Source organism: Frigoribacterium sp. Leaf8 (assembly GCF_001421165.1).
GTDB lineage: Bacteria > Actinomycetota > Actinomycetes > Actinomycetales > Microbacteriaceae > Frigoribacterium.
Genome location: NZ_LMKB01000001.1, coordinates 23,684 through 49,129, shown reverse-complemented (window position 1 = coordinate 49,129; position 25,446 = coordinate 23,684). Strand labels below are relative to the sequence as shown.

General features: G+C 72.4%; 24 protein-coding genes. 13 read left to right on the top strand and 11 right to left on the bottom strand.

All coding sequences use genetic code 11. The annotated features are described in order from the left end of the window. Positions 1-82: 82 nt before the first annotated feature. On the bottom strand, positions 83-259 hold the full coding sequence (locus ASL10_RS15775; protein WP_157485168.1) for a hypothetical protein: 177 nt from the start codon (positions 257-259) through the stop codon (positions 83-85). Between the two features lie 155 nt (positions 260-414). Between ASL10_RS15775 and ASL10_RS00235 the strand changes: the two genes are divergently transcribed. Next, positions 415-1,221, top strand: coding sequence for a phosphatase PAP2 family protein (locus ASL10_RS00235; RefSeq protein ID WP_056043066.1), 807 nt, complete (start codon positions 415-417; stop codon positions 1,219-1,221). An 88-nt stretch (positions 1,222-1,309) separates the two neighbouring features. Here the strand turns inward: ASL10_RS00235 and ASL10_RS00230 are convergent, their stop codons facing one another. Then, positions 1,310-1,672 carry a VOC family protein gene (locus tag ASL10_RS00230; protein ID WP_056043063.1) on the bottom strand — a complete coding sequence of 121 codons (363 nt, stop codon included), beginning with the start codon at positions 1,670-1,672 and terminating at the stop codon, positions 1,310-1,312. Positions 1,673-1,744: 72 nt separating this feature from the next. Between ASL10_RS00230 and ASL10_RS00225 the strand changes: the two genes are divergently transcribed. Beyond that, positions 1,745-2,185, top strand: a complete 441-nt coding sequence (locus ASL10_RS00225; protein WP_056043060.1) for a MarR family winged helix-turn-helix transcriptional regulator — start codon at positions 1,745-1,747, stop codon at positions 2,183-2,185. 55 nt (positions 2,186-2,240) lie between these two features. Here ASL10_RS00225 and ASL10_RS00220 read toward each other — a convergent pair whose 3' ends face one another. After that, on the bottom strand, positions 2,241-3,218 hold the full coding sequence (locus tag ASL10_RS00220) for a LacI family DNA-binding transcriptional regulator (RefSeq protein WP_369794347.1): 978 nt from the start codon (positions 3,216-3,218) through the stop codon (positions 2,241-2,243). A gap of 328 nt (positions 3,219-3,546) precedes the next feature. Between ASL10_RS00220 and ASL10_RS00215 the strand changes: the two genes are divergently transcribed. The 3 genes from ASL10_RS00215 (at position 3,547) to ASL10_RS00205 (ending at position 6,877) form a co-directional block, all read left to right on the top strand. After that, complete coding sequence (locus tag ASL10_RS00215) at positions 3,547-4,479, top strand: carbohydrate ABC transporter permease (protein WP_056043057.1); 933 nt, start codon at positions 3,547-3,549, stop codon at positions 4,477-4,479. Positions 4,480-4,568: 89 nt separating this feature from the next. Continuing rightward, positions 4,569-5,402, top strand: coding sequence for a carbohydrate ABC transporter permease (locus ASL10_RS00210; protein WP_056044474.1), 834 nt, complete (start codon positions 4,569-4,571; stop codon positions 5,400-5,402). A 146-nt stretch (positions 5,403-5,548) separates the two neighbouring features. Continuing rightward, positions 5,549-6,877, top strand: coding sequence for an ABC transporter substrate-binding protein (locus ASL10_RS00205; RefSeq protein WP_056043054.1), 1,329 nt, complete (start codon positions 5,549-5,551; stop codon positions 6,875-6,877). A gap of 82 nt (positions 6,878-6,959) precedes the next feature. Here ASL10_RS00205 and ASL10_RS00200 read toward each other — a convergent pair whose 3' ends face one another. The 3 genes from ASL10_RS00200 to ASL10_RS00190 form a co-directional block, all read right to left on the bottom strand. After that, positions 6,960-8,315: an APC family permease gene (locus ASL10_RS00200; RefSeq protein WP_056043051.1), complete on the bottom strand. Its 1,356-nt coding sequence runs from the start codon at positions 8,313-8,315 to the stop codon at positions 6,960-6,962. Positions 8,316-8,521: 206 nt separating this feature from the next. Further along, on the bottom strand, positions 8,522-9,007 hold the full coding sequence (locus tag ASL10_RS00195) for a GNAT family N-acetyltransferase (RefSeq protein ID WP_200922546.1): 486 nt from the start codon (positions 9,005-9,007) through the stop codon (positions 8,522-8,524). 113 nt (positions 9,008-9,120) lie between these two features. After that, positions 9,121-9,783, bottom strand: a complete 663-nt coding sequence (locus tag ASL10_RS00190; protein WP_056043049.1) for a TetR/AcrR family transcriptional regulator — start codon at positions 9,781-9,783, stop codon at positions 9,121-9,123. 92 nt (positions 9,784-9,875) lie between these two features. Between ASL10_RS00190 and ASL10_RS00185 the strand changes: the two genes are divergently transcribed. Both ASL10_RS00185 and ASL10_RS00180 read left to right on the top strand, forming a co-directional pair. Next, on the top strand, positions 9,876-10,517 hold the full coding sequence (locus ASL10_RS00185; protein ID WP_056043046.1) for a GNAT family N-acetyltransferase: 642 nt from the start codon (positions 9,876-9,878) through the stop codon (positions 10,515-10,517). Between the two features lie 121 nt (positions 10,518-10,638). Further along, the gene (locus ASL10_RS00180; protein WP_056043043.1) at positions 10,639-12,849 is read left to right on the top strand and encodes an NADP-dependent isocitrate dehydrogenase; all 2,211 of its coding nucleotides are present in this window, start codon (positions 10,639-10,641) and stop codon (positions 12,847-12,849) included. Positions 12,850-13,067: 218 nt separating this feature from the next. Here the strand turns inward: ASL10_RS00180 and ASL10_RS00175 are convergent, their stop codons facing one another. Next, positions 13,068-14,018 carry a LysR family transcriptional regulator ArgP gene (locus ASL10_RS00175; protein ID WP_056043040.1) on the bottom strand — a complete coding sequence of 317 codons (951 nt, stop codon included), beginning with the start codon at positions 14,016-14,018 and terminating at the stop codon, positions 13,068-13,070. Between the two features lie 69 nt (positions 14,019-14,087). Here ASL10_RS00175 and ASL10_RS00170 point away from each other — a divergent pair, with 69 nt between their 5' ends. Together ASL10_RS00170 and ASL10_RS00165 are read left to right on the top strand one after the other, a co-directional pair. Continuing rightward, positions 14,088-14,720, top strand: coding sequence for a LysE/ArgO family amino acid transporter (locus ASL10_RS00170; protein ID WP_056043037.1), 633 nt, complete (start codon positions 14,088-14,090; stop codon positions 14,718-14,720). 92 nt (positions 14,721-14,812) lie between these two features. Continuing rightward, positions 14,813-15,385: a YdeI family protein gene (locus ASL10_RS00165; protein WP_056043034.1), complete on the top strand. Its 573-nt coding sequence runs from the start codon at positions 14,813-14,815 to the stop codon at positions 15,383-15,385. 194 nt (positions 15,386-15,579) lie between these two features. Here ASL10_RS00165 and ASL10_RS00160 read toward each other — a convergent pair whose 3' ends face one another. The 3 genes from ASL10_RS00160 to ASL10_RS00150 form a co-directional block, all read right to left on the bottom strand. Further along, positions 15,580-16,212 (bottom strand): Pr6Pr family membrane protein, encoded by a 633-nt coding sequence (locus ASL10_RS00160; RefSeq protein WP_157485167.1) that lies wholly within the window; start codon positions 16,210-16,212, stop codon positions 15,580-15,582. Between the two features lie 74 nt (positions 16,213-16,286). Next, positions 16,287-16,763 (bottom strand): Rho termination factor N-terminal domain-containing protein, encoded by a 477-nt coding sequence (locus ASL10_RS00155; RefSeq protein ID WP_056043030.1) that lies wholly within the window; start codon positions 16,761-16,763, stop codon positions 16,287-16,289. A 70-nt stretch (positions 16,764-16,833) separates the two neighbouring features. Next, positions 16,834-17,103 carry a hypothetical protein gene (locus ASL10_RS00150; RefSeq protein ID WP_056043027.1) on the bottom strand — a complete coding sequence of 90 codons (270 nt, stop codon included), beginning with the start codon at positions 17,101-17,103 and terminating at the stop codon, positions 16,834-16,836. 151 nt (positions 17,104-17,254) lie between these two features. Between ASL10_RS00150 and ASL10_RS00145 the strand changes: the two genes are divergently transcribed. From ASL10_RS00145 to ASL10_RS00130, 4 genes are read left to right on the top strand one after another with little or no spacing between them, the layout of a single operon-like run. After that, positions 17,255-17,932, top strand: coding sequence for a 4'-phosphopantetheinyl transferase superfamily protein (locus ASL10_RS00145; protein WP_157485166.1), 678 nt, complete (start codon positions 17,255-17,257; stop codon positions 17,930-17,932). Next, positions 17,929-21,921 (top strand): Pls/PosA family non-ribosomal peptide synthetase, encoded by a 3,993-nt coding sequence (locus tag ASL10_RS00140; RefSeq protein ID WP_056043021.1) that lies wholly within the window; start codon positions 17,929-17,931, stop codon positions 21,919-21,921. Before ASL10_RS00145 ends, ASL10_RS00140 begins: the two co-directional genes overlap by 4 nt. Next, positions 21,918-23,222: a M1 family metallopeptidase gene (locus tag ASL10_RS00135; protein ID WP_056043018.1), complete on the top strand. Its 1,305-nt coding sequence runs from the start codon at positions 21,918-21,920 to the stop codon at positions 23,220-23,222. The genes ASL10_RS00140 and ASL10_RS00135 overlap by 4 nt, the downstream gene beginning before the upstream one ends. Positions 23,223-23,237: 15 nt before the next feature. Then, complete coding sequence (locus tag ASL10_RS00130; protein WP_056043016.1) at positions 23,238-24,350, top strand: M20 family metallopeptidase; 1,113 nt, start codon at positions 23,238-23,240, stop codon at positions 24,348-24,350. Positions 24,351-24,374: 24 nt separating this feature from the next. Here ASL10_RS00130 and ASL10_RS00125 read toward each other — a convergent pair whose 3' ends face one another. Beyond that, positions 24,375-25,400, bottom strand: a complete 1,026-nt coding sequence (locus tag ASL10_RS00125; RefSeq protein WP_056043012.1) for a LacI family DNA-binding transcriptional regulator — start codon at positions 25,398-25,400, stop codon at positions 24,375-24,377. Between the last annotated feature and the right edge of the window lie 46 nt (positions 25,401-25,446).

Genomic DNA, 25,446 nt, shown 5'->3' with positions numbered 1-25,446 from the left:
GATGCCCCTGGAGGGACTCGAACCCCTGCGGCTCCGCGCTCTGCGCGCCCGTCCAGGGGCACTTCTCACAAGCGCCGATCGGCTACGCGGGCAGCTCGGGCAGGGCCAGGAGCGCGATGCCGAGTGCGGCCGCCACCGCTCCCAACGCCGTGATCGCCACGCCCGGCAGGGCGCTGCCGCCGTCCCGCTGCCGGACGATCAGGACGCCGCCGACGATGCCGACGAGCCCGAGGACGAGGAGGGTGGTCGAGAACACCATGAGGAGCCTTCCGGTTGGTGGGAATGGTGCTGACGTCGCCGAGCCTGCGTGGGGGAGTCGCCGGCGCACACGCCACCGTGAGTGCCCGTCGCGCTCAGACGGCCGGGGACCACGCTACCTGGAGGCCCCGATCGCCGAGGGGCCAGAGTGGGCACATGCCGACCGCCGCTGAGACCGCCCGCACGACCCGCTACGACCGGCAGATCGGCCGTCGCGACCTCACCGAGTGGCGCTCGAGGCCGGGCCGGCGTCTCGCGTCGCGGCACAAGGCCGTCGCGCAGAAGGTCGGCGCCCGTCGCGCCCTGGTCGCGACGCTCGCCGTCGGCGGAGGCATCGCCCTCGCGGCGACCGCCGGGGCGGCCTACATCTACGACGGTGTCACGGGTCGGGACGGCATCGAGAGCCTCGACCGGCCGGCGCTCGAGCGCGCGAAGAAGCTCCGGAGTCCGGCGACGAACGGCGCGGCCGCCGCCCTCGCCCACGTCTTCGGGCCCGTCGTCCTGCCCGCCGTCACCGTCGGAGCCGCGGCAGCCTTCGGCTTCCGCGACCGCCACCCCAGTCCCGTCGCCCTCGTCGTGGCGGCCGGTGCGGGATCGCTCGCCATGACGGTCGTGGGCAAGAGGCTCATCAAGCGCAACCGGCCCGACCGTCACGAAGCCATCCCACCGTACGAGAAGTCCCCGTCGTTCCCGTCCGGCCACACGCTGAACACCACCACGATCCTCGGCGTGCTCGCCTACCTCCTGGCTCTCCGGCAGGAGAAGCAGGCACCGCAGGTCGCTTTCGTCGGGGCGGCGGCCGGGACGGCCGGCGTCGTGGGGTTGTCCCGCGTGCTGCTCGGGGCCCACTGGTTCACCGACGTCGCCGTCGGCTGGGTCAGCGGCATCGGCTGGCTCTCGCTGATCGTCACGAGCCACCGGCTCTACCTGAGCACCCAGGACGACGACGACGTCCACGAGTGACGCGGAGCACGACCGACGGGACCACCGCGGCGGGCGTGCGCCGCGCCTCCTCGTCCGGCGCCTCGTCCTGGGACGGCGGCGACGGGCGTCACGCGCGGTCGTGCAGGGTGACCTGGTAGCCGTCGGGGTCGACGAAGGTGAAGGTGCGGCCGAAGGGGCCGTCGACCGGCGGGGTGGCGATCTCGACGTCGGCGGCGACCAGGGCGTCGTGGATCGCCTGCGCGTCGGGGGCGAGCAGCCAGAGGCCGACGCCGCGACCGAGCGGGGCCGCGTCGAGGTCGACGCCGGGCAGCGGGCCCCGCACGGCGAACGCGATCGGGGTCGTGGCGAAGACGACGGCGTGCGGCGGGCCGTCCTGCCGGGTGAGCCCGAGGTGCCGTTCGTAGAACGCGGCCGAGCGCTCGACGTCGCGGACCTGGAGGGAGATGAAGTCGGGGCCGGTGGCGGTCATGGTGCCTGCTCTCGTGTCGTGGCGGTTGATGTCAGTTGACTGACACGGCAGAACCTATGTCAGACTACTGACATGAGTCAAGCCGCGTCGACCATCGACCTCGAGACCTCCGTGGGCTACCTGCTGAAGGAGGCGTCGAGCGCCCTCCGCGCCGCCATGGAGGCCGAGCTGCGCCCGTTGGGCATGACGATCACGCACTACTCGTGCCTCGAGCTCCTGGCCCAGCGCCCCGGGCTCTCGAACTCCGAGCTCGCCCGCGGCGCCTTCGTCACGCGACAGTCCATGAACGTGCTGTTGCAGTCGCTCGAACGCGACGGGCTCGTGCGGCGTGCCGACCGGGCGCCGTCGGGGCGGGCGTTGCCGACCGAGCTGACGGCGGCGGGCCGCCGCCAACTGGCGACGGCGAGTGCGGCCGTGCGGGGCGTCGAGGACGCGATGACGCGGGGGCTCGACCAGGAGGCGCGGCGCCAGGTGGTCACGGCCCTGCGGGGATTCGCGGCCGCGTTGCGCTGACCGACGTCGTCGGGGCTCGTCTCGTCGCGCCTCCCCGTGTGGTGCCGGGGACGGGTCAGGCGCTCTCGCGCCACATGATCTCGGTCGGCAGCAGGAGCGCGGTGTGCGTCTCGTCGGTGCCGCCGAGCTGGTCGAGGACCTGGCGGGCGGCCCGTCGGCCCAGCTCTTCGGCGGGCTGGCGCACGGTCGAGAGGGGCGGCGTGCAGCGCAGCGCCCACGAGCTGTCGTCGAAGCCGACGATGCCGAGGTCGCCGGGCACCGAGATCCCGCGCCGGTGGAGGACGTCGAGAGCCCCGGCGGCGACGGCGTCCGACGCCGCGAAGACGCCGTCGACCCGGGGGTCCCGCTCGAGCAGCTCGGTCATGCCGTCGACGCCGGCCGAGTAGCTGTAGAACGGGTTGCGCACCACGAGGTCCGGGTCGTAGAGGTCGCCGAGCGCGGCGCGGAAGCCGGCGAGGCGGTCTTCGCCCGAGTCGCGGTCGAGTCCCGAGGCGAGCATGCCGACCCGGGTGCGCCCCGTCGACACGAGACGGCGCACGATCGCCTCGGCGGCGGCCTGGTTGTCGATGCCGATGAACGGGATGTCGGGAGCGTCGCTCGGGTGGCCGACGAACGAGGCCGCCAGCCCGAGCTCGGCGACGGCCTGCGAGATGGGGTCGCCCGTCCGGGCGGACAGGATGATCGCCCCGTCGACGAAGCCGCCGCGCAGGTACTCGACCACGCGGTCGCTGTCGCGCTGGGAGTCGATCATCAGCGTGACGAGTTGGTGGTCGGCCTGCGACAGGACGGCGTTGGTGCCGATCAGGATGTTGCCGATGTTCGGGTCGTCGAGCACGACCGAATGGGGCTCGTGGACGATCAGCGCGATCGCGCGCGACCGCTGGGTGACGAGGTTGCGCGCAGCCGCGTTGCGGACGTAGCCCACCTTGGCCACGGCGGCCTCGACGGCCTCGCGCGCCTGGTGCGAGACGTACGGTTCGTTGTTCAGCACGCGCGACACGGTGCCCCGGGAGATGCCGGCTTCGGCTGCCACGTCGTGGATCGTGGCACGCCGACGCGGAGATCTCGGACCGGGCATGTCGGTCACCCTAGCGGAGCCCGGGACCCTCGGGATCGTTCCCGGGAGGGCGAAGGGAGGGCGAAGGACGGACGGCCGGTCGGGTAACCGTACGATCACGGTCGGCCCCTCCGCTTTGACAAACCGGCGGCCGTGGGCTTAGCTCTGTGAACGTTCCCAGAAAGTGCCACCCGATCCTTCGGATCATCGTCTGGGAACGATCACAGAAACCCTGTGAACCTTCGCCGTCGAAGGGCCTCCGGCCGTTCGTGAAGGATACCCGCCGAAGAAGCCGAGGCCCCGTGTGACCCAGACTGCTGCCGAGCCCGCCGTCGTCGCCCCGCCGTCCCCGCGTCCGACGAGACCGCGGAAGCCGTTCCGGTACCGCAAGGCGATCGCGATCTTCATCGTCCCCTTCGCGGCGCTCTTCGCGGCGTTCTACCTGACGCCCATCCTCTACGCCGTCTTCCAGTCGCTGCAGAAGGTCGAACGCGAGGGCACGTTCGGTGCCCCGACCCAGGTCTTCGGCGGCCTCTCGCAGTACGCGTTGGTCTTCCAGAACACCGAGTTCTGGTCGTCCATCGGCCGGGTGCTGCTCTTCGGCGTCGTTCAGGTCCCGGTGATGCTGCTGCTCGCCCTGCTCTTCGCGCTGCTGCTCGACTCGCCCCTGCTGCGCGGCAAGCGGTTCTTCCGCCTCGCGTTCTTCGCGCCCTACGCCGTGCCCGGCGTCATCGCGGCGATCATGTGGGGCTACCTCTACTCGCCGAGCCTCTCGCCGTTCTCGGCCGTCACGTCGCGGGCCGGCCTCCTCGACGGCGGCACGGTGCTCTGGGCCGTGGCCAACGTCGTCACCTGGGTGTTCGTCGGCTACAACATGCTGATCATCTACTCGTCGCTCTTGGCGATCCCCACCGAGATCTACGAGGCGGCCCGCCTCGACGGGGCCTCGCAGTGGCGCATCGCCGTGTCGATCAAGATCCCGCTGGTCGTCCCCGCGATCGTGCTGACCGCCGTCTTCTCGGTCATCGGCACCCTGCAGCTGCTGACCGAACCGCTGGTCTTCCGCCAGTTCACGTCGACCATCTCGTCGACCTTCACGCCGAACATGCTCGTCTACTCGACGTCCTCGGTGCCCAACTTCAACCTCGCGGCGGCGTTCAGCGTCGTCCTCGCGGTCGCCACGTTCATCCTCTCGATCGGGTTCCTCCGGTTGACCCAGCGGAAGGCCGACCAGTGACCGTCGACGCCCCCATCCGTCCCGCCCAGTCGTTCGACGACGCGACGACCCCTGCTCGCCGACGCGGCGGGGGGCCCCGCGAGAGCGTGATGTCGCGAACGGCCGCCATGGTCATCATGGGCGCCTTCACGCTGTACTTCCTCGTGCCGATCTTCTGGCTGCTGGTGTCGTCGACCAAGACGCTCGACAACTTCAACTCGAGCGCCGCCCTGTGGTTCTCGCCGACGTCGGCGCAGGACTTCGTCGGCAACGTCGGCCGGCTGTTCACGTACAACGACGGCATCTTCCCGCGGTGGATGCTCAACAGCATCGTCTACGCGACGGTCGCCGGCGCGCTCGGCACGATCCTGTCGGCGATGTGCGGCTACGCCCTGGCCAAGTACCGCTTCTGGGGTCGGGAGGCGCTGTTCAACATCTTCCTGGGTGGCGTGCTCGTGCCGGCGACGGCCCTGGCGCTGCCGCTGTTCCTGATCTTCAGCAAGGTCGAGCTGACCGACACCTTCTGGGCGGTCTTCCTGCCCAGCATCGTGAGCCCGTTCGGCGTGTACCTCAGCCGCATCTACGCCGCGTCGAGCGTCCCCGACGAGATCGTCGAGGCCGCCCGAATCGACGGCTCGAGCGAACTGCGCACGTTCTTCACCGTGGCGATCCGGCTGATGTCGCCCGCCCTCGTGACGGTGTTCCTGTTCCAGTTCGTCGCCATCTGGAACAACTTCTTCCTGCCGCTGGTGATGCTGCGGTCCCAGGAGCTCTTCCCGGTGACCCTCGGTCTCTACACCTGGAACTCCAACGTGAGCCAGTACCCCGAACTGCGCACCCTGGTGCTCGTCGGCGCGCTGGTCTCGATCATCCCCCTGCTCGTCGCCTTCCTCAGCCTGCAGCGCTTCTGGCGCAGCGGCCTGGGGTCCGGCGGCCTCAAGTAGCCGATCCCGCGGCCCCGGCCGTCCCGATCTGCCGCTCCCGTCCTGATCCACCGACCCGCACCTCCTCGACCTCCTCTCCGCAAGGCAACGACGTCGTTCCCTCCCGTGGCCGGCCCCTCCGGCTCCGCACCCCGATTGGACACCAGATGAAGACATCCCGAGTACTCACGATCGCGGCGGCCGCCGTGGTCTCGACCATGGCCCTCGCCGGTTGCAGCTCCGGCAGCGGCTCGGACGGCGCCTCCGGCGACTCCGCCTCGTGCGAGGCGTCCTCCGGCAAGGTCACCCTGAACTTCACGACCTGGGTGCCGAACATGGACAAGGTCGTCGCCCTCTGGAACGAGGAGAACCCCGACATCCAGGTCAAGGTCTCGATCGTGCCGAACGGCAACAGCGGCACCTACCAGAACTTCTTCAACCAGCTGCAGGCCGGCAACGCCCCCGACATCGGTCAGGTCGAGTACGACACCCTGCCCGCCTTCCGCGTGCAGGACGGACTGGCGAACATCGCCTCGTGCGAGGGCGTCTCCGCCGCGAAGGCCGACTACTCCGACGGCCTCTGGAACCAGGTGACCTTCGGCGAGGACGACTCCGTCTACGCGATCCCGCAGGACTCCGGTCCCATGGCGCTGTACTACCGCAAGGACCTCTTCGAGCAGGCCGGCCTCGACGTCCCCACCACGTGGGAGCAGTACGCCGAGGACGCCGTGACGATCAAGGAGATGGGCGGCAGCATCACCAACTTCGCCAAGGGCGACGTGAACCAGTTCGCCGGTCTGGTGTCGCAGGCCGGTGGCCAGTGGTTCGACACCGCGGACGGCACCTGGAAGGTCGACATGGGCGACGAGGCCTCGACCAAGGTCGCCGACTACTGGCAGGACCTCATCTCGAAGGACCTCGTCACGACCCTGCCGAGCTTCACCGACGAGTGGAACAACGCGTACAACACCGACCAGGACTGGACCTGGGTCTCGGCCGTCTGGGGTGCCAACACCATCTCGAGCGGCGCCCCCGACACGTCGGGCAAGTGGGCCGTCGCGCCCATGCCGCAGTGGAAGGACGGCGAGTCCGCGTCGGCCGCCTGGGGCGGATCGTCGAACGTCGTCTTCAAGGGCAGCGAGCACCCCGCCGAGGCGTCGAAGTTCCTGGTGTGGCTGAACACCTCGACCGAGTCGCTCGAGGCGCTGAACAAGGAGGCCAACCTGTACCCGGCCTCCACGACCGGTGCCGACCTGCCGGCCCTGACCTCGGGCGTCGAGTTCTACGGCGACCAGGCCATCTACGAGGACTTCGCGAAGGCCGCCGAGAACATCCAGCCCTTCACGTGGGGCCCGACGATGACGCAGACCTACAGCGACATCTCGGACGGCTTCGGGGCGGCCGCCTCGGGTGACGGCACCCTCCTCGACGCCTTGGAGTCGGGCCAGGAGAAGACGGTGGCCGCGATGAAGGCCCAGTCGATCACCGTCGAATAGCGATGAGTCGAGGAGGCGCGGTGTCGGTGATCCCGGCACCGCGCCTCTTCTGCGTCTCCGGCGGGTGTCCGTCCGCGGCGCCTCAGCGCCCCGCGGTGGCCCGGTTCCTCGCCCGCGCGACGAGGTACAGCACGGTGCCCGCTGCGAGCAGGATCGCCCCGAACAGCCAGACCTGCCCGCTCTGCTGCGACATCAGCAGCAGGCAGGACGCGACGCCGGCCACCGGCACGGCCGTCCAGACGCGGAAGTGCGCGTGGTCGACCCGGTCGCGACGCAGCACCAGCACGGCCACGTTCGTGCTGATGAACACGAACAGCAGCAACAGGACGACCGTCTCGGCGAGGGCGCTGATGTCGCCGACGGTGGTCAACGCCATGGCGACGGCCGTGGTGACCGCGATCGCGGCCCAGGGCGTCTTCCGTCGGGGCAGGACCGCACCGAACGAGCGGGGCAACAGCCCCTGCTCGGCCATGCCGAAGGTCACGCGGCTCGCCATGATCATCGTCAGCAGGGCGCCGTTGGCGACGGCCACGAGGGCGATGAGGCTGAACACCCAGGTGGGCACGCCGACGCCGGTCGCGGCGACGACCGCCAGCAGGGGACCGGTCGAGTCCGCGAGCTCGGCGGGCGGCAACGCCACGGCGCTCGCGAGCCCGACGAGCACGTAGACCACGCCCGCCGTCGCCAACGCGCCGAACAGGGCGCGGGGGTAGACCCGGCTCGGTTCGCGCACCTCCTCGGCGACGTTCGCACTCGTCTCGAAGCCGACGAACGAGTAGTACGCGATGATCGCCGCACCGAGCGTGGCCAGGGCGGGGTTCGCGTCGACGGGGAACTCCCCGACGCGCGAGACGTCTCCGCCCCCGCCGCCGAGCATCACGGCCACGACCACGATCACGATGACGAGCCCGCTCACCTCGACGACGGTCATGACCACGTTGCCCCGCAAGGACTCGCTGATGCCCCGGGCGTTGAGCAGGGCGACGAGTGCCAGGAAGGCGATGGCGGTCGGCACCGGGGGCAGGTCGACGAAGGTGCCGAGGTAGTCGCCGGCGAAGGCCAGCGAGAGGCCCGCCGCACTCGTCACGCCGGCCGCCAGCATGCTGAAGCCGACCAGGAACGAGACCAGTGGCCGACGGAACGCCCTCTCGGCGAAGATCGCCGCCCCTCCTGCCTTGGGGTACTTGGTGACGAGCTCGGCGTACGAAGCCGCGGTCAGCAGCGCCAGGAGCAGGGCGAGCACGAGCGGGGCCCAGAGCGCCCCACCGACCTCGGCCGACAGGGTTCCCATCAGGGCGTAGATCCCGGCTCCGAGCACGTCGCCGAGGATGAAGAGGTAGAGCAGCGGGCCCGTGATCGCCTGCTTGAGCTTGGACTGCCCGACGGCCGGGTCTCCGGTCGGGGGCTGCGAGACGTCGCGGGTCGCCGGCTCGGCCATGGGTCCTCCTCGATCGGGCCGGGCGGGGTGCGCAGGCCTCGCCGACGAACGAACCACGACCGAGCCGTCGGGGGCCGAGTGCCGGCCGGGGGTTGACGAACGGTCGCCTCGTGGGCCATGAGCTGGCCGACGGGGTCGGTCGGGTCGCCGTGTCGGGGCGACCGGATCGCTGCGTTGAGCCGCCCCGGTCGGGCGTCGCGGCCCGCTCAGTCGGTGGGGCGGGCGGCGTCCGACGGCCCGGCCGCCTCGGCGAGCCCGGCCCCGTGCGTCGGGGTGCCGTCCAGGGTGCGGCCGAGCGACACCGTGCCCTCGTCGTCCGCGTAGTGGCCGTAGGCCGCGATCGGCCGGTAGCCGGCCGACTCGTAGAGGCGGATCGCGGTGTCGTGGGCCACGTTGGTCTCGATCACCATCTCGGTGACGCCGGCGTGTGCGGCCGACCGTTCGAGCCCGTGCAGCACGAGCCGGGACAGGCCGTGCCCGCGCCGGTCGGGCCGCACGTACATCCGCTTCAGCTCGGCCCGTCCGTCGGGCAGCAGGCGCCAGGCGCCGAGCGCCACGGGCTCGCCGGCCTCGTAGGCCACCGCGAACGTGCCCCTCGGCAGCTCGAACTCGGAGCGGTCGATCGGGCTGTCGTCGCGCCCGCCGTAGATCTCGACGTACAGCTCTTGCAGTCCCTCGACGAGCTGCTGCACGTCGGGGTGGTCGTAGGGGCGGGGTTCGATGCTCGTCGCGGGCGCCGGAGTGGTTACCGGACCATCTTCGCCGATCAGGCGAGGTGTGGCTCGGCCCGGTGCGGCCCGGTGCGTCAGCCCGCGTCGCGCCCGGTCACCCGGTCGAGACCGGACGAGGAGGCGCGGCGAGCGTCCCCGAGGTCGCACCCGAGGGCCACGAGCACGCGGGCGACCAGCTCGACCGTCCACGCGGGGGTGACGAGTTCGGGGTTCGACCACCAGGTGTGCAGCCCGCCGAGGAGGCTGCCGCCGACCAGGGACAGCGCCAGGTCGACGTCCAGCTCGGCGAAGGAGCCCGCCGCCTGCCCGGCCTGCACGAGAGCCCGTGCCTGCGGCACCAGCGCGGCCTCGGCGTCGAGCAGGCGCAGGCCGTTGCGCGCGACGACCACGGCCACGGCCGGGTCGCTCTCGGCCAGCCCGAGGACCACGTGCATCGCGATCGCCGCGGTCGTCACGGGGGAGTCGTCCGCGCGCCCGAGCGTCGCCATGCGCTCGGTCTGCGCGTCGAGCACGGTCTGCACGGCCTCGTCGAACAACGCGTCCTTGCCGGCGAAGTGGTTGTAGAACGTGCCGAGGCCGACATCGGCCAGCTGCGTGATCTCGGCGACGGGGACGGCGGCGTAGTCGGCCCGCCGCAAGAGGACGACGCCGGCCTCGACAAGCTTGCGACGCGTGTCGCGCGTGCGGCGGGACGTCCTCGAGGGGGCGACCCGCGCCTCCTCGTCGTCCGGTTTCACAGCGGCCTCTCACGTGTCGGGCGGGATGTCTCGCTACATTCTGTCACGACTGACGAATCCGTCAATCATGACGAATCATTCGAGGAGACACCGTGCCCGACGTGACCATCACCGCCGCCCGCCCGGACCAGCTGGACGCGGCCGCCGCCGTGCTCGCCGAGGGGTTCCGCGACGATCCCGTCATGCTCGGGTTCGTCCCGCGCGGGCGGCGGCGCCATGCCCGTCTGGTCGACCTCTTCTCCGCGATGATGCGGTCGATCCCGGCGGGCCGTCGCACGGTCGACGTGGCCGTGGCGGACGCCGGCCGGGACGTCGTGGGGGCGGCCGTCTGGGAGGCGCCGCGCACCCGACCGTCCTCGCCGCTGCGCCTGCCGGTGTCGTTCGCGGAGCTCGGGCAGCTGCCGCGGTACCTGCGGGCGCTCGGACTCGGCGGGCTCGTGCCGGCGGCCCGCCACCAGGCGACCCTGGCGGCGCCCCGGCCGCGGCTGCCGCACTGGTACCTCGGCGAGATCGCGGTCGGCGACGCGGCCCGAGGGCTCGGCGTGGGCACCTCGTTGATCGAGCACCGCCTCGCGGCGATCGACGAGACGGGCGGCGCCGCCTACCTCGAGTCGTCGACCGAGCGGAACCGGGCGCTCTACCGGCGCCTGGGCTTCGTCGAGCTGGGGCCGATCCGCGGGCTCCCGGGCGCGACGCCCGCGGCGATGTGGCGCCCGGCGACACGCACGACCTGAGCCGCGCGGGCGGGCCGTCCAGACCGGGCATGTATCTTCATGTCGAGAGACTTCTGCGCGGTAGCGTAGAGGCAGCACCACCGAGCACACGCATGCCCGACAACGAGGGAGCACCTGCCGCATGGCGAAGATCATCTACACGCTGACCGACGAGGCGCCCATGCTGGCGACCTACTCGTTCCTGCCCATCATCCAGGCCTACGCCAAGACCGCGGGGGTCGACGTCGAGACCCGCGACATCTCGCTGGCGGCCCGCATCATCAGCCAGTTCCCCGAGCGCCTCACCGACGAGCAGCGCCAGGGCGACGCCCTCGCCGAGCTGGGGGCTCTGGCGAAGACGCCCGAGGCCAACATCATCAAGCTGCCGAACATCTCGGCCTCGATGCCGCAGCTCAAGGCCGCCGTGGCCGAACTCCGGTCGCAGGGCTACGACCTGCCCGACTACCCCGACTCGCCCTCGACCGACGCCGAGCGCGACGTCAAGGCCCGGTACGACAAGGTCAAGGGCAGCGCGGTCAACCCCGTGCTGCGCGAGGGCAACAGCGACCGTCGTGCTCCGCTCTCGGTCAAGAACTACGCCCGAAAGCACCCGCACCGCATGGGCGCCTGGACGGCCGACTCGAAGACGAACGTCGCGACCATGGGCGTCGACGACTTCCGTTCGAACGAGAAGACGGTCGTCATCCCGGCCGACGACACCCTGCGCATCGAGTTCGTCGGCGCCGACGGCGAGACCCGCGTGCTGCGCGAGTCGATCCCCGTGCTGGCCGGCGAGGTCGTCGACGGCACCGTGCTGCACGTCGCCGCGCTGCACGAGTTCCTCGCCGCACAGATCGCCCGGGCCGAGGCCGAGGGCGTCCTGTTCTCGGTCCACCTCAAGGCCACGATGATGAAGATCAGCGACCCGATCCTCTTCGGTCACGTGATCCGCGCCTTCTTCCCCCGCGTCTTCGAGCAGTACGGTGCCGACCTGCAGGCTGCCGGGCTCGACCCCGCCAACGGTCTCAACGGCATCCTGCAGGGCCTCGCGGCACTGCCGAACGGCGACGAGATCAAGGCCGCCTTCGACCAGGGGATCGCCGACGGGCCCGACCTCGCCATGGTCGACTCCGACAAGGGCGTCACCAACCTCCACGTGCCGAGCGACGTCATCGTCGACGCGTCGATGCCCGCGATGATCCGCACGTCGGGCCACATGTGGGGCCCCGACGGCGACGAGCACGACACCCTCGCCGTCATCCCCGACTCGAGCTACGCCGGCATCTACCAGGCCGTGCTCGACGACTGCCGCGCGAACGGCGCCTTCGACCCCGCGACCATGGGCTCGGTGCCGAACGTCGGCCTGATGGCGCAGGCCGCCGAAGAGTACGGCTCGCACGACAAGACCTTCGAGGTGCCCGGCGACGGCACCGTCCGCGTCGTGAACCAGGCGGGCGAGACGCTCATCGAGCACGAGGTCGCCACGGGCGACATCTGGCGCGCCTGCCAGACGAAGGACGTCCCGATCCGCGACTGGGTCAAGCTCGCCGTCACGCGGGCCCGCGCCAGCCAGACCCCGGCGGTCTTCTGGCTCGACGAGACCCGTGCCCACGACGCGACCCTGATCGGGCTCGTCCGCACGTACCTCGCCGAACACGACACCGAGGGCCTGCAGATCGAGATCCTCTCGCCCGTCGACGCGATGGCGTTCTCGCTCGAGCGCATCCGCCGTGGCGACGACACCATCTCGGTCACCGGGAACGTGTTGCGCGACTACCTGACCGACCTGTTCCCGATCATGGAGCTCGGCACCTCGGCCAAGATGCTCTCGGTCGTGCCGTTGATCAACGGCGGCGGCCTGTTCGAGACGGGTGCCGGCGGTTCGGCCCCGAAGCACGTCTCGCAGCTCGTCGAGCAGGACTACCTGCGCTGGGACAGCCTGGGCGAGTTCCTCGCCCTCGCGGTCAGCTTCGAGCACCTCGCGACGTCGACCGACAACGCGCGGTCGCAGATCCTCGCCGACACGCTCGACCGCGCCACCGGCACCTTCCTCGACGAGAACAAGTCGCCCGGTCGCAAGCTCGGCTCGATCGACAACCGCGGCAGCCACTTCTACCTGGCCAAGTACTGGGCCGACGAGCTCGCCGCCCAGACCGACGACGCCGAACTGGCCGCTGCCTTCGCCGGGCTGGCCGCCACCCTCGGCGGGGCCGAAGAGGCGATCGTCGCCGAACTGATCGAGCCCCAGGGCACGGCCGTCGACATCGGGGGCTACTACCACCCCGACGCAGCCAAGACCGAAGCCGTGATGCGCCCGTCGCGCACGCTGAACGAGGCGCTCGCGACGCTGTAGGTCGTCGGTCGCCGGGCGCAGGTCGCTCGAGAACAGGAGGCGCGGTGCCGGTCGGCACCGCGCCTCCCGTCGTCCGTCGGGTCGGGCCGTCGTCTGGTCGGTCGTCGACTGGTCGCGAATCGTCCTTCGGGGGCGCGTGAAGGACGATTCGCGACCACTCGGCCACTCGACCGGCGGGGCAAGGCGTCAGGCGGGGCAGGGCGTCAGGCGGGCAGGCGTCAGGGATGCAGGGCGTGGCGGGCGGTGGCGCGGACGGCGTCGGTGACGGCCTCGAGGAGGGGCGAGGCGAGGGTCCAGCGCTGCCAGAAGAGCGGCACGTCGACCGGGTCGCCGGCGGCCAGTTCGACCAGACGGCCGGCGTCGAGTTCGGGGCCGGCCTGCGCCTCGGGCAGCATGCCCCAGCCGAGGCCGAGCACGACGGCCCGGGCGAAGTCGGCCGAGGCGGGCACGTGGTGCCGGGGCGCGAGCGGCTCGTGACCGGTGAGCCGACGCGCGAAGTCGTGCTGCAGGTCGTCGGCGCGGTCGAAGACCACCATCGGGGCACGATCGAGCCGTCCGTGGTGGAGGCCCCTGCGCTCGGCGGTTCCCCCTGCGCTCGGTCGGGCGCCCAGCCACCGTTCGACGAACCCCGGACTGGCGACCGCGCGGTAGCGCATGACGCCGAGCGGCTCCGAGCTGCAGCCCTGCACGGGCTCCCGGGTCGCGGTGACGGCGGCGAGCACGTCCCCCGATCGCAACAGCTCGGCCGTGTGCTGTTGGTCGGCCCGGCGCAGGTCGAACACCACGGGCACCGTGGGCGGGACGGCGGCCAGCGCGTCGAGGAACCAGGTCGCCGTCGAGTCGGCGTTGACGGCGATGGGGAGGGTGGTGGGGACGGGGTCGTCACCGTCGTCCCCTCCGTCGGGTCGGCCGGCGCCGAGCCGGGCCAGCGCGTCCGACGTGAGCAGGTCGACCTGGCGGGCGTGACGCAGCACCACGTCACCGGCCTCGGTCGTGGTGACCGGTGTCGTGCGTCGCAGCAGCACCTGCCCGGCCGCTCGTTCGAGCTGCTTGATGCGCTGCGACACCGCGGACTGCGTGACGTGCAGGCGTCTCGCCGCCGCCTCGAACGTGCCTTCGTCGACGACGGTGCGGAGGGTGTCGAGCTGGTCGAGCGCGAAACGGGCCATGAGTCGAGCTTATGCAGCATCACGAACATGAGTTGGCGTGATGGCCTGGTGCGCGCCTAGCGTGTCGCCATGACCTTCGCGACCGTGCTGCCCGCCGCCCTCTTCGGTTTCGGCACGAGCCTCGCCCTGATCGTCGCCATCGGTGCCCAGAACGCCTACGTGCTGCGCGTCGGGCTCCAGGCCGTGACCCGCGTCGTCGTGCCGGTCGTCGTGGTCTGCGCGGTGAGCGACGCCGTGCTGATCAGTGCCGGGGTGGCCGGGGTCGGCGCGCTCGTCGAGGCCGCGCCGCAGGCGGTCGTCGTCGTGCAGATCGTCGGGGCAGGGTTCCTGCTGGTCTACGGCGCCTTCGCCGCGAAGCGCGCGATCCGGCCCGTCGGCGCGCTCACGGTCGAGGCCGGAGCGCCGCCCGCCCGGGTCGTCCCGGCCGTCCTGGGCGCCCTCGCCTTCACCTGGCTGAACCCGCACACCTACCTCGACACGATCGTGTTCCTCGGCTCGGTGGCGAACCACCAGCCGCCCGAGCTGCGGTGGTGGTTCGCGGGCGGGGCCGTCACGGGCAGTCTCGTGTGGTTCTCGGCGCTGGGGTTCGGCGCGCGCCTCCTGCGTCCCCTGTTCGCGAAGCCGGTCGCGTGGCGGGTGCTCGACGCGGTGATCGCCGTCGTGATGGTCGCCCTCGGGCTGCGGCTGCTGTTCGGGCTCTGACGGCCGGCCGCCCCTCGAGGGGTCGGGACGGGCCGCTCGGTTCCGCTGGTGAGCGGCACGTCGTGACGTCTCGCCGCCGGTAGGGTCGCCGCATGGTCAGCTTCGCCGACAAGCCCGTGCTCGACGTGACGGTCGAGCAGTGGCGCGAGTACCTCGAGGGCGACCCCGACGCGGGTGGGGTGCGACTGACGCTCCGCAAGGTGCGGTCGACGAAGCCCGGCATGACCTGGTCGGAGGCCCTCGACGTCGCCCTCTGCCACGGCTGGATCGACGGCCAGACCAGCCGACTCGACGACGACTTCACGCTCACGGCGTTCCAACCGAGGCGCAAGGACAGCCCCTGGTCCCAGGTGAACCGCGAACACGTCGCACGCCTGACCGCCGAGGGTCGGATGACCCCCGCGGGTCAGGCCGAGGTCGACCGGGCGAAGGCCGACGGCCGCTGGGACGCCGCCTACCGCCAGAAGGACGCCGTGCCTCCTGACGACCTGCAGGGAGCCCTCGACGCCGACCCGGTGGCGGCGGCGCACTTCGCGACGATGACGAAGACCGAGCGGTTCCGGGTGTACTTCCGGCTGGCCGCGCTGAAGCGGCCCGAGACCCGGGCGGCCCGCATCCGCGACGTGGTCGCGGCGGCCGCCCGCGGCGAACAGCACTACCGCTGAGCCGCCCGCAGGAGGCGCGGGTCGCGTCATGGGCGCACCCCGCCACGATATAAACACACCGCCACGCAAACTCATGGCGGTTCGTTTACATCGTGGCGGGGTGGCGGGGTGGCGGGGTGGCGGGGTGGCGGGGTGGCGGGACGTGACGGTGCGGCGGCGGCGCGACATGCCGCCCGCAGGAGGCGCGGGTCGCCTCAGCGGCGCGAGCGCTGCTTCCAGAAGCGGCCGGCGAGGCGCGCCAGACCGACCAGCGCGACCGACAGCACGGCGAGTGCGACGAGCAGCACGACCATGTAGAGCGCCACGGGGCCGTAGCCGCCCAGCGCCTCCGGGTCGTAGAAGGGGTAGGGGTAGAACGACGTGACGGCGCCGCGGACGAGCGAGTACACGCTGTAGAGGACGGGCACGACGAGGCCGAGGCCCGCAGCGGCCCAGGGCAGGCGACGGCCCACGGGCAGCACGAGCCAGTCGACCAGCACGGCGACGGGCATCACCATGTGCACGACGACGTTGACCCAGGGCAGCACGCCGCCGGCCACCTCGGTCAGCAGCAGGTTGAAGACGAGGCCGACGAACACCATGTTCACGACCGCGATCAGCCGGACGACGTCCCAGGCCCGGCTGCCGGGACGGCGGCGCAGGGTGCGGACGCCGCCGACGGTGAAGACCACGACCGCGAACAGGTTGCTCAGGTTCGTGAAGAACGAGAAGAAGTTGACGACGCTGTAGTCGTTCTCGAGGGTGTCGGCGAACTGGGCGGAGACGGCCACGAGGGCGAGCGCGGCGAAGCCGAACCGGTACGGGACCATGAGCTGAGCGCGCGTCATGTGCTCACCCTAGTGAGGCGGAGCCGACCCGAAGCCGCTCACGAGGTCTTCGGGGCCGGACGCCGGCGTCCGGGTCAGGCCTGCTCGATCTTCTCGATCAGGGTCGCCTTGGTGTGACGCGACACGTTCGTGATGCCCTTGGTTCGGGCGAGGGCGCGCAGCGCGACGAGGGTCTGCGCGTGCAGGTCGACGTGGGCGTCGTGACCGTCGGACAGCTGGACGGTGGTCTCGTCGACCTCGGGCAGGGGCGGCGTGTAGATGGAGCGCGGCTCGGCCGGGGTGGCGGACGACGTGCTCGACGACGAACCGCTCGACGACGAACCTTTCGAGCCCTGCACGGCACCCTTGGCCGTCTTCTTGGCGTCCTTCAAGCCGGACGTGGCGTCGTCGAGGGCGTTCTCGAGCGGCTTCACCGACGGGCGGCTCTTCTTGGCGAGCTTCTTGGCGCGACGCTTGGCCTCGGCGACCGCGGCGCGGGCATCGGTGACGGCGTCCTCGGCCTTGTCGTAGGCCTTGGCGGCGGATTTCTTGAGCTTCTTCTGGTCGGCCACGGGATCGGCCCCTCTCTCGAACGTGCGGAAATCGTGCCTGTGAGCGTGGCACGCCCACCTGGGACGGCTGTCAGTCGACCGGCGTCGTCTTGCCGCTCGCGATGCGGTCCCGCTCGGCACGGAGCGACTCGATCGTCTCGGGATCGAGGAAGTCCACGAACGGGTTCGGCTGCCCCGTGCGGGCGGCCACCACCTCGGTGTAGGCGGCCGAGGCGCGGCGCACCTTCGCAGTGGCGCGACCGAGCCTTTTGGACGACGACGACTTCGCCGTGACGACCTCGGCGTGGTGCTCGAGGGCCTCGACGAGTTCGGCGAGTGCGGTGGGGATCTTCTTGGCCATGCGGGGGCCTCTCGGGTGAGGGAAACGGGTGGAGGGGCGTCCCGGACCGGTCGGGAGGGTGACGGACGCCGACCGGATCATCACCCCACCCGGAGAACGGCAGGTGAACGGACCCGCGGCGCGGGTGCGGACGCGGCTAGGCTCGCCTGCCGTGACGGGCGCGCGGGTGTGGCTGGTCGACCTCGACCTCGACCTCGGCCGAGAACGCGACGCCGGCGCGCCTCCGGCGAGCGAGGTCTGCGACGCGCACGAACGGGCCCGCGCGGCGGCCTTCGTGGACGCGACCGACGCGCGTCGGTACCTGGCCTCGCATCGTGCGCTGCGCCTCCTGCTCTCGTCCGTGACCGGCCGGGAGGCCGGGTCGATCGAGTTCGGACGCGAGGCCTGTCGCTCGTGCGGTGGTCCGCACGGTCGGCCGGTGCCGGTGCCGTCGGACGACCTGCACGTGAGCCTCAGCCGGAGCGGTCGCTGGGCTGCCGTGGCGGTGCGGGCCGGGGCGCCCGTCGGCGTCGACGTCGAAGGGGCCCGTCCGGCCGGTGCGCTCGATCACCTCCGGCCCGACGTGAGCCCCGAGGACGTCGACGTGGACGTGCTGCGCGCCTGGGTGCGGAAGGAGGCGCTGCTCAAGTCGACGGGGGAGGGGCTGACCACCGCGATGTCGACGCTCCGTCTGGGGCCCGGGCCCGGGGGCACGACCACGGACGGTCGACGCGGACTGGTCCACGACCGGCGCTCGGCGACCGGGGTCCTCCTCGCCGTCGCCGGTCCGGCCCTGGACGCGGTCGAGTTCACCGACGTGACACCTGGGGTCCCTACCGTGCGGCCGTGAGCCAGACACTGCCCGGCGTGATCGCCGGTTCGCCCGCGGCCCCCGCACCCCGGACGCTCGTCGACGTCCTGCGGGCCACGGCGCTCGAGCACCCGGACGCCTCGGCCCTCGAGGACGAGCGGGGTGCGTGGAGCTACGCGGAACTCGTCGTCCGCGTCGGAGCCGCTTCGCGCGCGCTCGCCGACGCCGGGGTGCGTCGCGGCGACCGGGTGGGCGTGCGCATGCCCTCGGGCGACTCGTCGCTCTACCTGACGATCCTCGCCGTCCTGGCCGCCGGGGCCGCCTACGTGCCGGTCGACGCCGACGACCCCGACGAGCGGGCCGCCCTGGTCTTCGGCGAGGCCGGCGTCGTGGGCATCGTCTCGGCGGGGGGACGCTTCACCCCGCGTGACGCCGACCGACCCGACAGCCTCGTGCTCGCCGCACCGGCCGGGCACGTCAGCGGGCGGGGCACGGCGCTCGCCGACGACGACCGGTCGCCGACCCCGGACGACGACGCCTGGGTGATCTTCACCTCGGGCTCGACCGGCACGCCGAAGGGCGTCGCCGCGAGTCATCGCTCGGCGGCCGCCCTGGCCGACGCCGAGGCGAGGATGTTCCTGTCGTCGCCCGGGCTCGATCCGCTCGGACCGGGCGACCGGGTGCTGGCCGGACTGTCGGTCGCGTTCGACGCCTCGTGCGAGGAGATGTGGCTGGCCTGGCGCAGTGGCGCCTGCCTGGTGCCGGCCCCTCGCAGCCTCGTCCGGTCGGGTGCCGATCTCGGGCCGTGGCTCGTCACCCACGGCATCACCGTCGTCTCGACCGTGCCGACCCTCGCGGCCCTCTGGCCGGACGAGGCCCTCGAGAGCGTCCGGTTGCTGATCTTCGGCGGAGAAGCGCTCCCGCCCGAGATCGTCGACCGCGTCGTCGGCGACGACCGTGAGGTGTGGAACACCTACGGGCCGACCGAGTCGACCGTGGTGGCCACCGGGGCGCTGGTGCGTGCCGGAGAGACGGTGAGGATCGGTCTGCCGCTCGACGGGTGGGACGTGGCCGTCGTCGACGCCGAGGGCGACCCGGTCGCGGAAGGCGAGGTGGGCGAGCTGATCATCGGCGGCGTCGGCCTGGCCCGCTACCTCGACCCCGCCAAGGACGCGGAGAAGTACGCCCCGCACGCGCAGCTCGGCTGGCAGCGCGCCTATCGCAGCGGTGACCTCGTGCGGTTCGACCGGGCCGGACTCGTGTTCCAGGGGCGGGCCGACGACCAGGTCAAGGTCGGCGGGCGCCGGATCGAGCTCGGGGAGATCGAGACCGCGCTGCAGGCCCTGCCCGGGGTCGGCGGCGCCGCCGCGGCGGTGCGGACGACGGCGGCCGGCAACCAGGTGCTCGTCGGCTACCTCGCGGTCGCGTCCGCCGAGACCTTCGACCGAGGCGCCGCCCTCGCCCGCCTCCGGGACGGACTGCCGGCCGCGCTGGTGCCGCTGCTGGCGCTGGTCACCGGCGACCTGCCGACGAAGACGTCGGGCAAGATCGACCGCGACGCGCTGCCCTGGCCGTTGGTCGACTCGTCGACCGGTGGCGACGGGAGAGGTGGCCGGCCCGACGGTGCCGGTTCGATGACCCCGGTCGAGCAGCTCGTCGCCGACCGCTGGCGCGAGGTCCTCGGCGTACCCGTCCCGGACGCCGACGCGAACTTCTTCGACCTCGGCGGGGGATCGCTGGCCGCCGCCCAGCTCGTGGCCCGGCTGCGCGAGCTCGACCCCGAGTTCACCGTCGCCGAGATCTACTCGCACCCCCGGCTCGGCGCGCTGGCCGAGGCGCTGACGGTGGCGGACGTCGACGACGAGGCCCCGCCGGCCGTGTTCCACCGGTCGGTGCCGACCCCGCGCCGCACCCAATGGCTGCAGACCCTGCTCGGGGTGCCCCTCCTCGTGCTGTCGGGTGCGCGCTGGCTGACCTACGCCCTGACCGCGAGCACCGTGCTGCGCTGGTGGAGCGGGTTCGACGCCCTGCCGGCGGTCGACGGCGGGCTGCTCGTCGTCGCGATCCTCGTGTTCGCGACCCCGCCGGGACGCATGGCGATCTCGGTGCTGGCCTCGCGCCTCCTCCTCCGGGGGGTCGAGGCGGGCGATCATCCGCGCGGCGGCAGCGTGCACCTGAGGCTCTGGCTGGCCGAGCAGGTCGCGCACCAGATCGGGGCGGTCGGGCTCGCCGGCGCCCCGTGGATCAGCTACTACGCGCGGGCCCTGGGGGCTCGCATCGCACCCGACGTCGATCTGCACGCCCTGCCGCCCGTGACCGGCATGCTGCGCATCGGTCGCGGGGCGTCGGTCGAGCCCGAGGTCGACCTGGCCGGGCACTGGATCGACGGCGACGTCGTCCGCATCGGGGCGATCCGCATCGGTGCGGGCAGCACGATCGGCATGCGGAGCACCCTGCTGCCCGGCACCCGGATCGGCAAGGACGCCTCGATCGCGCCCGGGTCCGCGGTCTTCGGACGGGTGCCGTCGGGTCAGCACTGGGCCGGGTCGCCGGCCGAGCGCATCGGCCGCACCCGCGCCTGGTGGCCGGAGGACCGACCCCCGGCACCCACCCGGTGGTTCGTCGCCTACGGGGCGTCGGCCGTCGTCGTCGCGTTGCTGCCGGTGGCGTCGCTGAGTGCAGGAGGCGCGGTCGTCGCGCTCGGCGTGCGGGGTGCGGGTTCGCTGACGGACGCGTGGTGGCGGGCCCTCGCCCTCCTGGTGCCGGGCACGCTCGTGGCCGGGCTGGTGGCCGCCGTGCTGGTCGTCGCGCTCACCCGGCTGTGGGCCCTCGGGGTGACCGAGGGCACCTTCGCGGTGCGGTCGAGGGTCGGTTGGCAGGTCTGGAGCACCGAACGCCTGCTCGACCTGTCGCGCACCCTGTTGTTCCCGCTCTACTCGAGCCTGTTCACGCCGGTCTGGCTGCGCCTGCTCGGGGCCGAGATCGGGCGGGACGTCGAGGCGTCGACCGTCCTGCTGCTGCCGTCGATGACGACCGTCCGCGACGGAGCCTTCCTGGCGGACGACACGCTCGTGGCGTCGTACGAGCTCGGCGGCGGCTGGCTGCGCGTGGCCCGGGCCGAGATCGGTCGGCGGGCGTTCCTGGGCAACTCGGGCATGACCGCCCCGGGCCACAAGGTGCCGAAGGACGGTCTGGTGGCCGTGCTCTCGTCGGCTCCGCGCAAGTCCAAGGCGGGGTCGTCGTGGCTCGGTTCACCCGCGGTGCGCCTGCGCCGCACGGTCGCCGTCGCCGACGAGACCCGCACCTTCCGCCCGGCCACGCACCTCCGGGTGGCCCGCATCGCGTGGGAGCTCAGCCGGATCGTGCCCGTCGTCGTCACCTGCGGCATTGGCCTCGGCCTGGTCGTCGGACTGTGGGCGCTGGTCGACGCGATCGGGGTCGGCGCGACGGCCGCGGTCGGCGGCGTCGTGATGCTCGCCGTCGGGGCGGCGGCCGCCGGGGTCACGACGCTCGCCAAGTGGGCGCTCGTCGGGCGCATCCGGGCCGGCGAGCACCCGCTCTGGTCGTCGTTCGTCTGGCGCAGCGAGGTGTCCGACACCTTCACCGAGATGTGCGCGGCCCCCTGGTTCGCCCACGCGGCGGCCGGCACCCCGGCCCTCGTGTGGTGGCTGCGCTCGCTCGGGGCGTCGATCGGTCGCGGCGTGTGGACCGACAGCTACTGGTTGCCCGAGGCCGACCTGGTGCGACTCGACGACGCGTCGACGGTGAATCGAGGATGCGTCGTGCAGACCCACCTGTTCCATGATCGAATCATGAGCATGGACACCGTCACCCTGGCCGCCGGCTCGACCCTCGGACCCCACAGCGTCGTGCTGCCCGCGGCCCGCCTGGGCGAACACGCCACGGTCGGACCCGCGTCGCTCGTCATGCGCGGCGAGGTCGTCCCCGTCGGCAGCCGGTGGAGCGGCAACCCCATCGGCCCGTGGCGGGACGTCACGTTCGCGGACTACCACGCCGTCTCGCAGTGACCGGTCCGGCGGCGACCCCGAACGGCTACACGCCCGAGAGCGGAAACACCGGGTACGGCGTGCGCTCGTACGACCTCGTGGTCGGGTACCGCGTGGCGACGAACCGACTGGACGGCGTGGCGACGCTGACGGTCGTGCCGACCGAGGCCCTCCGCACGCTCGTGTTCGACCTGCTCCGCCTCCGTGCCGCGAAGGTGCGGGTGGACGGGCGCAAGGCGCGTCACGCGCAGTCGGCGACGAAGCTGACGGTGACGCTGCCCGAGGAGACCGTGCCGGGTGAGCCGGTCGAGGTGGTCGTCGAGTACGCGGGCTCGCCCGCACCTCGCCGCACCCGCTGGGGCACCCTCGGCTGGGAGGAGCTGACCGACGGTGCACTCGTCGCCTCGCAGCCGAACGGGGCGGCGACCTGGTTCCCGTGCAACGACGAACCGGCGGACAAGGCGACCTACCGGGTGCAGGTCACGACCGAGCAGCCCTACGCCGTCGTCGCCCACGGTGAGCTGACCGACCGGCACACGCGGTCCGGCCGCACGACCTGGGTCTACGAGCAGCCCGAGCCCACGGCGACGTACCTCGCGACGGTGCAGATCGGTCGCTACGAGTTGGTGCCGGTCGTGCTCGCGGGGGTGCCCGGCGTCTTCGCCGGGGTGCCCGCGATGCGGTCCCGCATCGGTCGTGACTTCGGCGAGGTGGCCGACATGATGGCCTGCTTCGTCGAGCGGTTCGGTCCGTACCCCTTCGCGTCGTACTCGGTGGTCGTCACCGACGACGACCTCGAGATCCCGCTCGAGGCCCAGGGCCTCGCGATCTTCGGGGCGAACCACGCCGACGGGGCGGGCGGGTCTCGTCGGCTGATCGCGCACGAACTGGCGCACCAGTGGTTCGGCAACAGCGTGGGCCTGACGACCTGGAGCGACATCTGGCTGAACGAGGGCTTCGCCTGCTACGCCGAGTGGATCTGGTCCGAGGCCTCGGGCGGTCCGTCGGCCGCGCGCATCGCCGCCCAGACCCGCGCGCGGCTGGCCGGTCTGCCCCGCGACCTGCTCGTCGGCGACCCCGGCCCCGACCTCATGTTCGACGATCGCGTCTACAAGCGCGGGGCGCTCGCGGTGCACGCGCTGCGCTCGGCGGTCGGCGACGTCGCGTTCTTCGACGTGCTGCGCGCCTGGACCGCCGAGCACCGACACGGCGTGGCGACCACGGCCGACTTCGTCGCCCTCGCCACCCGCGTCTCCGGCCACCCCGTCGGACCGCTGCTGCGTCCCTGGCTCGACGAGCGGGCCCTGCCGCCGTCGCCGTGACGATAACGTGACGGCATGACCGCCCCGACGCCGTCCGCACCGCCCGTGATCGCCCTGCTCCGCGACCTCGTCGCGATCGACTCGACCAGCGGCTCACCGGGCGAGGCGGCCGTCCTGCGCCGCGTCGCCGCGGAGTTCGAGGGCGTCGAGGAGGCGCGGGTCGCCTTCGCCCCCGGGGCCGACGGCGAGCCCGCGGCCCTCCTGGTCTCGCCGACGTCCGTCGGCGCCGACAGGCCGCTGCTCGTCTTCGCGTCCCACGCCGACGTCGTCCCGGTGACCGACGCCTCGGCCTGGACCCACGATCCCTTCGCCTCGACCGCCGTCGGCGACCGCCTGTACGGGCGGGGTGCCTCGGACATGAAGTCCGGCCTGGCCGCCTCGATCGTCGCCGTACGGGACCTCCTGCGCCAGGGTGCACCCGTCGCGCTCGCCGTCTCGACCGGTGAGGAGGTCGGCTGCCTCGGGGCTCCTGCCGTCGTCGACCTGCTCGCGGGCCTGCGCGTGGGGGCCGTGGTGATCCCCGAGTCGACCGACGGGCAGGTCGTGCTCGGTCACCGCGGCGCGCTCTGGGCGACCGTCCGCACCTCGGGCGTCGCCGCGCACGGCAGCACGCCCGAGCGGGGCCACAACGCGATCCTCGACCTCGTGGCCGTGCTCGGGCGCCTGGACGACCTGCCCCTCTCGTCCCATGCCGACCTCGGGCGCGAGACGGTCAACGTCGGCGTCGTGTCGGGCGGCAGCGTGCCGAACATCGTGCCCGACGTCTGCGAGGCGCGCATCGACCTGCGCGTCGTCCGGGAGGACGTCGACGAACTCGTCGACTGGTGGCGTGGCCAGCCCGAGGTGACCGACGTCCGCGTCGACCTCGACCTGGCCGCGGTGTGGACCCCGCGCGACCATCCCTGGCTCGCCGGGCTCGACGCCCCGGTCTCGGAGGCGCCCGCGTCGTACTTCACGGACGCCTCGGTGCTCGTGCGGTCGCTCGAGGACGGGGTGCCCGTCGTGGTCTGGGGCCCGGGCGACCCCACCGTCGTCCACACGGTGGACGAGTCCGTGTCGGTCGAGGCGGTCCTGCGGGCCGTCGAGCAGTTCGGCCGCGTCGGCGGGCGGTGGGCCGTCGAGCACTGACCGACGCCCGACGGGGCGGACGGGTCAGGCGGGCTCGGGAGTCGACGACCGCGTGCTCTGCCGGCGGACGAGCCTCGGCGCGAACGACACGCGCGCGCCTCCGAGTCCTCCGTCGTCGGAGCCCCGCAGCGAGAGCAGTCGCAGCGCCTCGGCGGCCATGCGGTCGGTCGGCTGCGCCAGGGTCGTCAGGGCCGGGGTCACGTACGAGGCGAAGACGATGTCGTCGAAGCCCGTGACCTGCAGCTCGTCGGGCACCGACACCCCGAGTTCGCGGGCCGCCCTCAGCACGCCCATGGCGATCAGGTCGTCCGCGCAGACGATGGCGTCCGGGCGGTCGTCGGAGGTCAGCAGTCGGCGGGCCGCCGCGTCGCCGCTGTCGACCGAGTAGTCGCCGAGCACGACCCCGTCGCGCACCTCGCGGATGCCGAGTTCGGCCGCCCAGTGCCGGAAGCCCCGGAGGCGCAGGGTCGTCGACGAGTTCGTCAGCTCGGAGGTCACGAACGCGGCCGAGCGGGCACCGGTCCCGGCGAGGTGCGTCAGGACGAGCTTCATCGCCTCGGCGTCGTCGAGGCCGATCCAGTCGGTGCCGGCGACGTCGACCCGGCGGTCGAGCTGCACCAGCGGGACGGCCCGGGCGGACGCGGCGACGGCCGCCGCGCTCTCGGTGTCGTGCACGGGGCTGACCACGATGCCGTCGACGTGCCGCTCGATGAGCGACCGGAGGTGCTCGGCCTCGACGGCGGGGTCCTGCCGCGAGTCGCAGAGGAACAGCTGTTTGCCCTCGCCGTGCAGCGCGCTCTCGAGGCTGTCGACCAGGGTCGTGAAGAACGGGTTGAGGATGCTCGGGACGACCATGCCGACCGTGTCGGTGCGGCGGGTGCGCAGGGCGCGGGCGATGCCGTTGCCCGAGTAGCCCAGCTCGTCGGCCGCCAGCCGCACGCGGGCCTCGACCTCGCGGCCGACCGGGCGCGACGCCGACATGACGCGCGAGACCGTCGCGGCGGAGACGCCCGCCCGGCGGGCGACGTCCGAGATGGTGACGGCGTTCATGGGCTCCTCAGGGCGTGGCCGCCGGGGACGACGGGTGATGCCGTCA

Bases quoted from the DNA above. Each gene is read 5' to 3' on its own strand.
- ASL10_RS00235 (WP_056043066.1), top strand. From the start codon at position 415: ATGCCGACCGCCGCTGAGACCGCCCGCACGACCCGCTACGACCGGCAG.
- ASL10_RS00165 (WP_056043034.1), top strand. From the start codon at position 14,813: ATGGTCAGCTTCGCCGACAAGCCCGTGCTCGACGTGACGGTCGAGCAG.
- ASL10_RS00225 (WP_056043060.1), top strand. From the start codon at position 1,745: ATGAGTCAAGCCGCGTCGACCATCGACCTCGAGACCTCCGTGGGCTAC.
- ASL10_RS00175 (WP_056043040.1), bottom strand. From the start codon at position 14,018: ATGGCCCGTTTCGCGCTCGACCAGCTCGACACCCTCCGCACCGTCGTC.
- ASL10_RS00160 (WP_157485167.1), bottom strand. From the start codon at position 16,212: ATGACGCGCGCTCAGCTCATGGTCCCGTACCGGTTCGGCTTCGCCGCG.
- ASL10_RS00205 (WP_056043054.1), top strand. From the start codon at position 5,549: ATGAAGACATCCCGAGTACTCACGATCGCGGCGGCCGCCGTGGTCTCG.
- ASL10_RS00230 (WP_056043063.1), bottom strand. From the start codon at position 1,672: ATGACCGCCACCGGCCCCGACTTCATCTCCCTCCAGGTCCGCGACGTC.
- ASL10_RS00170 (WP_056043037.1), top strand. From the start codon at position 14,088: ATGACCTTCGCGACCGTGCTGCCCGCCGCCCTCTTCGGTTTCGGCACG.
- ASL10_RS00180 (WP_056043043.1), top strand. From the start codon at position 10,639: ATGGCGAAGATCATCTACACGCTGACCGACGAGGCGCCCATGCTGGCG.
- ASL10_RS00210 (WP_056044474.1), top strand. From the start codon at position 4,569: ATGTCGCGAACGGCCGCCATGGTCATCATGGGCGCCTTCACGCTGTAC.
- ASL10_RS00200 (WP_056043051.1), bottom strand. From the start codon at position 8,315: ATGGCCGAGCCGGCGACCCGCGACGTCTCGCAGCCCCCGACCGGAGAC.
- ASL10_RS00150 (WP_056043027.1), bottom strand. From the start codon at position 17,103: ATGGCCAAGAAGATCCCCACCGCACTCGCCGAACTCGTCGAGGCCCTC.
- ASL10_RS15775 (WP_157485168.1), bottom strand. From the start codon at position 259: ATGGTGTTCTCGACCACCCTCCTCGTCCTCGGGCTCGTCGGCATCGTC.
- ASL10_RS00130 (WP_056043016.1), top strand. From the start codon at position 23,238: ATGACCGCCCCGACGCCGTCCGCACCGCCCGTGATCGCCCTGCTCCGC.
- ASL10_RS00125 (WP_056043012.1), bottom strand. From the start codon at position 25,400: ATGAACGCCGTCACCATCTCGGACGTCGCCCGCCGGGCGGGCGTCTCC.